The sequence below is a fragment of the Lactobacillus equicursoris DSM 19284 = JCM 14600 = CIP 110162 genome (genome assembly GCF_001434815.1).
GTDB classification, from domain to species: Bacteria; Bacillota; Bacilli; order Lactobacillales; family Lactobacillaceae; genus Lactobacillus; species Lactobacillus equicursoris.
The window spans coordinates 1-9,251 of record NZ_AZDU01000057.1 but is presented as its reverse complement, the minus strand read 5'-3'; the positions used below and the strand labels follow the sequence as shown (position 1 = coordinate 9,251).

Below are 9,251 nucleotides of genomic sequence, written 5' to 3'. Positions count from 1 at the left end.
AAAATGAAGTTGGTTGATATAAAACGGGGGCTAATTTTAGGAAAAAAGAGTTCGGTTGACATAGATTGGGGGCAGATTTTAGGAAAAATGAAGTCGGTTGACATAAGTTGGGGGCAATTTTTAGAAAAAATAGATTTGGTTGACACAAAATGGGGGCGACTCGCCCAAAAAGATGGCAACTAGCCGCCTCAGTTGAGCAGCATCCGCCCGCACACCGCCCCCCAACACTCCAAAACAAAAAGCCCCGAATCCGCTGGATTCGGGGCCGGTACCTAACTGCCTAACTATTTAAAGCTGTTAAACAGGTTGGTGAAGAAGTTGACGATCGCGTCCCACAGCTTTTGCAGGGCGTTGCGATTTTCTTCGGTATTCAATTTTGAGAAGATCCCCTTTGCGTTCTTTTGGATGGCGCTCATGGCTTGACCCGCTTGCTGCTTGAAAGAGGATGAGTTCAAGGCGCCAGAGTCGCGGATCTCGATCAAGACGTTAACGATCTGATTCTTCTGTTCATTGGTGATGACATTGGTCAGATTGTTGTTCTTGATCTGCTGGTTGACGATGGTGATGATTTGGTTCTTAGTGATATTTGAGCCTTCCTTCGCCATCTCCTTCTTGGCCCCAGCCACCGCGTTGTTCAGCTGCGCGTCGCTGTAGCCATCCTTGTTCTTGTTTTCGCTGGTGATCCCGCTCAAAGTCGACAATTCGTCTTGAGCCGCGGTGATCTGCTTTTGGCTTAGTTTTTCCCCGCTCTTGGCGTAGGCCTTGTAAATCCCGGCCAAGGCGCCAGAACCGTCGATGGAGACCGCAGACGTTACGTAGATGTTGGCGTCGGTGATCCCGGCCGTGATGGCTGCGTTCCGGTACTGGTTGGCGGTGATCGTCGTAATGTTGTTTTTACCGTTATAGTTTAAAATTTGCACGTTGATCCCGCTGCCAGAGCTCGTCTTCTCAATGGCGGCACTGGACCAAACGCCGGATGAGGAAGTGAAGTTGTCGCCTGATGGGTTCAAGTAGGTAACCAGGTCACTCCCTGTAACCGTTAAGGTGTTGTAGCTGCTGGAGTCGCTCAAGGCGCCCTTTAAAACGCTCAAAGTTCCCTCTTTTTGGCTGTCAGTCAAAGAGGTCCCCAGGGTAATCACCGGAGTCGTGTCCACGTCGGTTGACGAAGACGCTGCCTGAACCGGCTGGCTGAACGTTAAGCCGGCTGCTAAGGCCAGCAGGGTTAGAAATTTTTTCATTGCAAAAAAATTCTCCTTTTTAAATTCTATCCGCCCCTAATTATACTAAATTTCGTCCGCCCCTTTTTGCCTTTAGAAAAAATTTAACTATTGGTCAAGACCAATTTCCGCAAGCAGGGGGTCTAAAACTTTTTTAGAAGATGATATAATAGAATAAATTGGCTCTGAGAGGAGGAGTAGAGTTGTCTGAAAAAAGTGAGCCCAAGTTAACCGTGATTATGACCGTCTACAACCAAGAGAAGTACCTAGCCCGCGCCCTGGACCACTTGCTCTTGCAGAAAAACCGCGCCTTTAAGCTGGTCATCATTGATGACGGGTCCAGCGACCAGACGCGGGAAATTGCGGCCAGCTATGAACAAGACTTTGCGGATTTTCGCCTGATTGCCAAGAAAAATGAGGGTGTCGCAGCAGCCCGCAACTTAGGTCTGGACTTAGTCGACACGCCTTACTTCATTTTTCACGATGGGGATGACTGGGTCGATGAAAATTACACTGACTTTTTCATCAAGGGCTTTGAAAACCACCCAGACGACGACCTGATCGCCTGCGGCTACTACGTGGACCAGCCCCAAAAGCCATCCGTGCCGATCGCCAAGCCTGCTAAAGGCGAGCTCTCCCGCCTCCAGGCAACCTTGAAGGTTCTAGGCACCAAGCATTCTCCTCTAAAGGGCTACACCTGGAACAAGTGCTACAAGACCCAGCTGGTAAGACGGCTCAAGGTCCGCTTTAACAATGACCTGGATCTAATGGAAGATCAGGTTTTTAACATCGACTACCTGATGAAAACGCAGGGCTGCTACTATGACTCCGTGCCTCTGTACCACTACTGGCAGCGAGCTGACAGCGCCGTGCACACGCTCAGCTGGGACCACTTCTGCAGCATCGTAGCGGCCAACGTGCTCATGTATACCAGCATTTTTAAGCATTTATGGCAAAAAGCTTCCGCTAAAAAAGTAGACTACGCCTCCCGCAAGTACGAGGGCGAGGAAGCCTATGTTGGGGAAAGGATAAAAAATGATCATCAAAGTTAATGGCTGTGACCTTTATTACCAAAAACTGGGCCAGGGTCACCCCCTGATCCTGTTGCATGGCCACCACCTAGATGGGGGGATGTACAGCAAGGTTATTGCGCCCCTGTCTTTGTACTACACGGTCTATGCCCTAGATATGCGGGGCCATGGCTTAAGCGGCGGCGAGATCGCTGAGCACTACCAAACAGAAGTAGAGGACTTGTCTGCCTTCATCAAGGCGCTGGATCTCAAGCAGCCATACGTCTTTGGCTATGACTCAGGCGGCCTAGTAACACTGCTTCTCGCTAGCCAAGACAGCAGCTTGCTAGGCAAGTCAATCGTGGCCGGCGTCTTTATCGATGGGAAGGGTATCCACAAGTATCACTACTTGACCGAAGGCGTGCGGCGCTTTTTGAAATTTGACCGCGATAGCCGGGTAGAACTAACCGAATCCTACATGGAGCCAGACAGTTTGAAAAAAATCACCATCCCGGTTCTGTGCGCCGTTGGGGAAAACGACTGGGTCAAAGTTGAGCACGTCCGCTGGTACAGCAGCCTGATCCCGCAAGGGCGCTTGGCCATCATGCCGCGGCAAAGTCATGATTCTTACGTGGTCGACAGCTTGAAGATTTTGGACCTGATCAAAGATTTTTGCAAGGAATCCTGAAAAAACAAGGCAAAGCTTTGCTATAATGTTAATGTAGACATTATAGATTCAATTTAATGAGAATGTTTCTAAGGGGCTCATGATGACATCAATTACAAAAGAAGAAATTCATAAGTTGCTTAATCCAATGAAGCTGATTGGCTTGGGCGGCAATCCGCAGTTGAACGAAAAGGTAGCCAACATTTTGGGCGTGCCTTTGCTTGAAACTACTGTTCACCACTTCAGCGACGGTGAAATCCAAGTCAACATTGCGGAAACGGTTCGTGGCTGCGACGTCTTCGTAATCCAATCTATCCAAGATCCAGTCAACGAAAACTTCATGGAATTGGAAATCGTGCTGGACGCCTTGCACCGGGCATCTGCTCACACCGTTAACTGTGTGATTCCATACTTGGCTTACTCTCGCTCAGACACCAAGACTAGATCCCGTGAACCAATCACTGCCAAGCTGATTGCCAACTTGCTGCAATTGACGGGCATTGACCACATCTTGACGGTTGACCTGCACGCTTCTCAAATCCAAGGTTTCTACAACATTCCAGTTGACCACCTGCATGCGATGCCAATCTTGGCCCAATACTTCTTGGACAACGGCATTGCTTCTAAAGAAGATGACGATGTAGTTGTCGTTTCTCCAGACCACAGCGGCACCAAGCTGGCCCGGACCTTTGGCCAATACTTCGACGCACCAATCGCCATCGTTGACCAACGCGGCGCCCGCTACGACGACAGCGTTCACGACATCATCGGGGACGTTCAAGGCAAGAAGTGCATCATCGTTGATGACTTGATTGACACGGGTACGCGTTTGGCATCTTCAACCAGATCAGTCTTTGCGGCTGGCGCAACCAAGGTTTACGCTGCTGCCACCCATGCCCTGCTTTCTCAAGATGCAACCAAGATCTTGAATGGCTTGCCAATTGAACAAATCGTTGTCACTGACACGGTTAAGCACAACAAGTACCCTGACCGGATGGTGCGCATCTCAGTTGACCGCCTGCTGGCGAAGGGGATTGACCACATCTACAATGACCGGTCAATTCACGAAATTTTTGATGAACAAAACCGCTTCACCAAGAACTAAAGGGAAGCAAAAGGAGGCCGCCCGCGGTCTCTTTTTTGTTCCCTTTTTTGAAATTTGCCTAAAAGTGGCAAATCTCTTGCAAACAGCTAGCAAAATCTTGTTATAATCTTGTTAGTTGTAAAAGAAAGGCGGATAGTTATGGCAAGAAAGAAAAATATCCAAAGGAGAAGGGAGATCCTGGACAACACCTTCCGCCTGGTGCGGGTCTATGGCTTTGACCATGTGTCTTTGCAAGAAATTGCGGAAGATTCCGGCATCTCCAAGTCGCTTTTGCAATCGTATTACCCCCACAAGTCAACCCTAATGACTGACATTGTGCGGAACCTTTTTAACACCATGTGGGACCAGATCGATGCCAACTACCACGAACAGAAGAAAAATCCCTTTGTTCGGGTCAAGGCCATGATCTGCATTGCCATCAGGCTGGGGACCAAAGACACAGGCCTAGGGCAGGTAATTACGGAGGCCTTCACCAACCAGCGATCCTTGGATAATTGGAGTAAGATGATCGATGAGTGGATGAAGTCGCATGAGGCTTTTGCCCAATATAAAAATTATCCCGAGATCAGAACTGGGATTGCCTTCATCTTGACCGGGACGGGGCGCTTGTACCGGGACCGGGCCAAGCACAAGCTGACAGCCGAAGAAATGGCGGACTACGCGACGAGTTCCTTGATGTTCAGCTTTTCACACGCCCAGCCAGCCAAAATTAAGGCGGCTTTGGCTGAAGGACACCAGGTAATTGAGAACTGCAGCATCGATGAGATCCACCACGCGATCGACACGATGTTTGATGAAGACAAAGCAATTTTATAGTTAGGAGTGGACGCATGACCCGAACTTCCGCAAAGCGCAAACGTGGGGAAGAGGAAGAAATTTTTGATAACGCGTTAGAATATAAACGGCCAATGGCCTTCGTGGCCTTTTTACTAGTCAGCCTGCTGCTAGTCATGGGAACTTTTTTAAACCCATCTTTTATGAAACAGACCATCAAAACGGAAAGCAATACCGTGATTATCAGCAAGCAGATCAACAGCCATTTTAACCGCTTAACCACCATCGTCAACGGCAACAGCGACGATGAGAACCTGCTGTCTGATGAGCAGGCGCTGGAAGTGGCTGACCTGATCATCGACTACAAGTACGGCTTCCACCTGATTCAAACCAGCGATACGGCGCTGGCCAACCAGATCAAGCAGGTCATTTTAAAGAGCGAGAAGACAGACTCCTCGCAGGTGGCGACGGTCCGCAAGAAGCTGAGAAAGCAAAAGACCTCAGCCACTTACATTGTGGCTAACGCTTTTGACCTGGCGACGGTTCTTCTTGAGGCCAACCTGGTAACGATTATCCGCTTGGTTGCCGTTATCGTAATCATCCTCTGCATCGTGGCCATCGTTTCCATCTTCAAAGAAGCCTTTAAGAGTCACACTAAGCGGGCCGTGATCCACGACCTGACGGCAGGGCTCATGTGGACGGCCTTTTGGCTGATGCTGATCTACGGCCTGATGGCCCTTGTGCCGATCTTTTTTGACACGTCGGTCATTACGGCTCTAGACCTCGGTTACTGGCTGGAGATCGCCAGTGGTGTCTTCTTGAACTACGTCATTGTAGGCGCCGCCCTTTACGTGATCAGTGCCATCCCATGGCAAGTTACGTCAAATTAAAAAAGTCGTGCGAAATGATATGACCCCCAAAATTAGTGTCCTAATTTCGGGGGTCATATCAATGGATACAAATCCAAGCGTTATTTTTAATAGAAATGAAACAATCCTATTTGACAACAAAAATAAAACGCCGGGTTAATTCCCGTCGTTTTTTATTTGCCGCCAGCTTTTTGGGCTCAAGCCTTGGTAGCGCTTGAAGGCTTTAGAAAAGGTGAAGGAGTCGTTATAGCCAACCGAATGGGCAATGGCTTGGACGGTTAAGTCGCTGCTAGCCAGCAGCTCTTTGGCCTGATCCATGCGCAATTGCGTCAGGAACTGCTGGGGAGAACGCTCAGTTTTGTTCCTAAAGAGATTGTAGATGTAGCTGCGCGAAAGGCCCAGCTGCTGACAAAGCTCGCTGATCGTGCAAGCCGGATCTGTAAAATTGTCTTCCAGAAAGCTGATGGCCGTGATCAAGTAGTCATCTGCCTGGCCGCCTTGCCGCCGCTTGCCGGCCGGATAATCGACCAGCAATTGGTAAAAGGTCTGGTAGAGCAGGGATGACGACCGGTGCCACTGCCGCTTCGATTACCGCGGCTGACCAAGTCAAGTTTAAGATTGCCATGTTGCTTTTGCCGGCTATCTTCCTGATTTTGAGCATGTTGATTTTTGGCAAGAAAGTAATTCTGACCGACCAAAAGCACGCGGAAATTGTTGCCGAACTGGAAGCTACTTGGGGCAAGCGGTTTGAAAATGAAGATTCTAAAACTGAATCGGCAGCCGTTCAAGGCAGCGGCCTGGTATTGACCGCGCCAGTTGCTGGTGAACTGCTCCAGTTAAAGGACAGCAGCGACCCGAACTTTGCCAGCGGCAAGATGGGCAAGGGCTTTATGATCAAGCCAAATGACGGCCGGATCTATGCGCCGTTTGACGGTGAAGTAGTAGCGGCTTTTGCCACCCGCCACGCGATCGGCTTGAAGAGTAAGGATGGCTTGACCCTGCTGATTCACATCGGGGTTGACACTGCCAAGTTGAACGGGACTGGTTTTGTCCAATACGTCGTCCAAGGTCAGAAGATCAAGAGGGGGCAGGAATTGATCGAATTCTGGGACCCAACGATCAAGCAGCATGGTTTGGACGACAGGGTTTTAGTCACCGTGATGAATTCCAAGGACTACCAGAAGCTGGCGGTTATTGAACAAGTTGGCAAGACGGTTGAAGCCGGTGATCCAATTATGGAAATCGAATAAGCAGCTTCAAGCACTTTGTCCGTGAAAAAATGAGTAAGTTAAACATCGAGTAATTTAGGAGAAAATAATGTCCAAGTTAATTGAATTTGACGAAAAACAACAGGTTTTCCACCTGCACAACCAGAATATTTCATATCTGTTTTCCGTAGAGAAGGGAGGCACGTTGAGTCACCTGTACTTCGGCAAACGGGTAAGAAGCTACCACGGGGGCTTGACCTATCCCAAACTTGACCGGGGCTTCTCCGGCAACCTGCCAGGCGATTTAGACCGGACTTTCTCCCGTGATACCCTGCCAAAAGAATACAGTGGGGCCGGAGAAATGGACTTCCACTCACCAGCAACCATCGTCCGTCAGGCCAACGGTTCAAACGCCGTCTTTCTCCACTATGCTGGCTATGAAATCGCGCCGGGCAAGCCTAAGTTGCCAGGCTTGCCGGCAGCCTACGTTGAAAATGCTGATGAAGCAGAAACTTTGACGGTTAAGCTGATTGATGATTTGACTGGCTTGGAATATGACTTGCTCTACACGATCTACCGGGACCGCGACGTGATTGCCCGCAGCGTTAAAGTGGCAAACAAGGGCAAGGAAAGCGTCCACCTTGAAAAGGTCGCTTCCATGCAAATGGACCTGGTTGGTCAGGACCTGGAAGCAATCACTTTGCCTGGGGCTCACGTTAATGAACGGCACCCACAAAGAAGTCGGCTGGTTCAAGGACGCCACGTCTTTGAATCCCGCCGTGGCACGTCCAGCCACCAGATGAACCCATTCGTTGCTTTGGTTGACCCAAAGACGGACGAATTTGCCGGGGATGCCTGGGGCTTGGCCTTAGTCTACTCAGGCAACCATGAATTTGAGTTGGAAAAGGACCAGCTCAACCAGTTGCATATCACGGTCGGGATCAACGAATACAACTTCTCCTGGAAACTAAATCCTGGCGACAGCTTCCAAACTCCAGAAGCCCTGCTGGTCTACTCGGCATCTGGCTTGAACGGGATGAGCCAGACTTTCCACAGCTTGATTTTGGACCGGGTAATGCGGAGCAAGTTCAAGAAAGCGCCGCGTCCAATCCTGGTCAACAACTGGGAAGCGACCTACTTTGACTTTACGGAAGACAAGTTGAAGGAAATCGTTGATGAAGCCAAAGAATTGGGGATTGAGATGTTCGTTCTGGACGATGGCTGGTTTGGCCACCGTGATGACGACTACAGTTCCCTGGGCGACTGGCAGGTCTTTGCCAAGAAGTTCCCGCAAGGGCTGAAGCACTTCGCTGACTATGTTCACGGTCAAGGCTTGAAGTTTGGCTTATGGTTTGAACCGGAGATGATTTCCTATGATTCTGACCTTTACCGGACCCACCCAGACTATTTGATGCAGGTGCCAGGCAGAAAGCCAAGCCCGGCTCGGAACCAATATCTCTTGGACCTGGGCCGCAAGGAAGTCCGCGACAATATTTTTGACCAGATGACCAAAATCCTTGATGGCGGGAGTATCGACTATATCAAGTGGGATATGAACCGGCACTTGTCCGACATCTACGAAAGCGATTTGCCAGCTGACCAGCAAGGGGAAGTCTACCACCGCTATGTCTTGGGCCTGTATGACTTGTTTGAGCGCTTGGTTGACCGTTACCCAGACATCTTGCTGGAAGGCTGCTCAGGTGGCGGCGGGCGCTTTGACATCGGCATGGCCTACTACTGCCCGCAAATCTGGGCCAGCGACAATAGTGATGCGATTGCCCGCCTGGTCATCCAATACGGGACCAGTCTGGTCTACCCGCAGTCAATGATGACTTCACACGTTTCGGTTTCACCAAACGAACAAAATGGCCGGATCACGCCGTTTGATACCAGAGCGGCCGTAGCGATGTGCGGTGACTTGGGCTATGAGCTGGACTTGACCAAGATGTCTGATGAAGACAAGGCAGCAGTTAAAAAGCAGGTTGCTGACTACAAGCAGATCCGCGAACTGACCCAATACGGGAAGTTCTACACTTTGAAAGCTCCGCTTGACAGCAACGAAGCTGCCTGGATGACGGTCAGTGATGACCGGAATGAAGCAATTGTCACGACGGTCGAGATCATGTCCTACGCCCAGCCTTACTTAACCAAGACCAAGCTGGCCGGGCTCGACCCAGACAAGGATTACGAAGACCTGGCTACCGGCCAAGTCTACGGCGGGGATGAGCTGATGAATTTGGGCTTCTATGACCCGACTCAGCCTCGGAAAGACTTTACCGCTAAGATGTATCACTTCAAAGCGGTTGATCAACACTAACCAGTATCTTTAGGTATTTCCACAAAAACTTTAGTACACGCGGAGCAGTTGATATAACCCCCGAAATTAGGACACTAATTTCGG

At 49.9% G+C, this 9,251-nt stretch carries 9 protein-coding genes; 7 read left to right on the top strand and 2 right to left on the bottom strand.

The annotated features are described in order from the left end of the window. Positions 1-284: 284 nt before the first annotated feature. Positions 285-1,238 carry a DUF1002 domain-containing protein gene (locus FC20_RS08535; RefSeq protein ID WP_008463210.1) on the bottom strand — a complete coding sequence of 318 codons (954 nt, stop codon included), beginning with the start codon at positions 1,236-1,238 and terminating at the stop codon, positions 285-287. A 182-nt stretch (positions 1,239-1,420) separates the two neighbouring features. Between FC20_RS08535 and FC20_RS08530 the strand changes: the two genes are divergently transcribed. From FC20_RS08530 to FC20_RS08510, 5 genes are all read left to right on the top strand, one after another. Continuing rightward, entirely contained in the window at positions 1,421-2,269 is an 849-nt protein-coding gene (locus FC20_RS08530; protein WP_008463208.1) for a glycosyltransferase family 2 protein, read from the top strand. After that, the gene (locus FC20_RS08525; RefSeq protein WP_008463206.1) at positions 2,253-2,915 is read left to right on the top strand and encodes an alpha/beta fold hydrolase; all 663 of its coding nucleotides are present in this window, start codon (positions 2,253-2,255) and stop codon (positions 2,913-2,915) included. The genes FC20_RS08530 and FC20_RS08525 overlap by 17 nt, the downstream gene beginning before the upstream one ends. A gap of 91 nt (positions 2,916-3,006) precedes the next feature. Continuing rightward, positions 3,007-3,999 (top strand): ribose-phosphate diphosphokinase, encoded by a 993-nt coding sequence (locus FC20_RS08520; protein ID WP_039944330.1) that lies wholly within the window; start codon positions 3,007-3,009, stop codon positions 3,997-3,999. A 138-nt stretch (positions 4,000-4,137) separates the two neighbouring features. Beyond that, a complete protein-coding gene (locus FC20_RS08515; RefSeq protein ID WP_008463202.1) occupies positions 4,138-4,815 on the top strand; it encodes a TetR/AcrR family transcriptional regulator in 678 nt (225 codons plus the stop codon). 14 nt (positions 4,816-4,829) lie between these two features. Next, positions 4,830-5,663, top strand: a complete 834-nt coding sequence (locus tag FC20_RS08510) for a hypothetical protein (protein ID WP_008463200.1) — start codon at positions 4,830-4,832, stop codon at positions 5,661-5,663. Positions 5,664-5,798: 135 nt separating this feature from the next. Here the strand turns inward: FC20_RS08510 and FC20_RS08505 are convergent, their stop codons facing one another. Then, on the bottom strand, positions 5,799-6,176 hold the full coding sequence (locus FC20_RS08505) for a helix-turn-helix domain-containing protein (RefSeq protein ID WP_008463198.1): 378 nt from the start codon (positions 6,174-6,176) through the stop codon (positions 5,799-5,801). Positions 6,177-6,202: 26 nt separating this feature from the next. Here FC20_RS08505 and FC20_RS08500 point away from each other — a divergent pair, with 26 nt between their 5' ends. Then, positions 6,203-6,892, top strand: a complete 690-nt coding sequence (locus tag FC20_RS08500; protein WP_236697657.1) for a PTS sugar transporter subunit IIA — start codon at positions 6,203-6,205, stop codon at positions 6,890-6,892. Between the two features lie 67 nt (positions 6,893-6,959). Beyond that, a complete protein-coding gene (locus FC20_RS08495) occupies positions 6,960-9,167 on the top strand; it encodes an alpha-galactosidase (RefSeq protein WP_008463193.1) in 2,208 nt (735 codons plus the stop codon). Positions 9,168-9,251: the final 84 nt, after the last annotated feature.

What these genes read in the sequence shown, in the direction of transcription:
- FC20_RS08535 (WP_008463210.1), bottom strand. Translation starts at nt 1,238, where the DNA reads ATGAAAAAATTTCTAACCCTGCTGGCCTTAGCAGCCGGCTTAACGTTC.
- FC20_RS08525 (WP_008463206.1), top strand. Translation starts at nt 2,253, where the DNA reads ATGATCATCAAAGTTAATGGCTGTGACCTTTATTACCAAAAACTGGGC.
- FC20_RS08515 (WP_008463202.1), top strand. Translation starts at nt 4,138, where the DNA reads ATGGCAAGAAAGAAAAATATCCAAAGGAGAAGGGAGATCCTGGACAAC.
- FC20_RS08510 (WP_008463200.1), top strand. Translation starts at nt 4,830, where the DNA reads ATGACCCGAACTTCCGCAAAGCGCAAACGTGGGGAAGAGGAAGAAATT.
- FC20_RS08500 (WP_236697657.1), top strand. Translation starts at nt 6,203, where the DNA reads ATGACGACCGGTGCCACTGCCGCTTCGATTACCGCGGCTGACCAAGTC.
- FC20_RS08495 (WP_008463193.1), top strand. Translation starts at nt 6,960, where the DNA reads ATGTCCAAGTTAATTGAATTTGACGAAAAACAACAGGTTTTCCACCTG.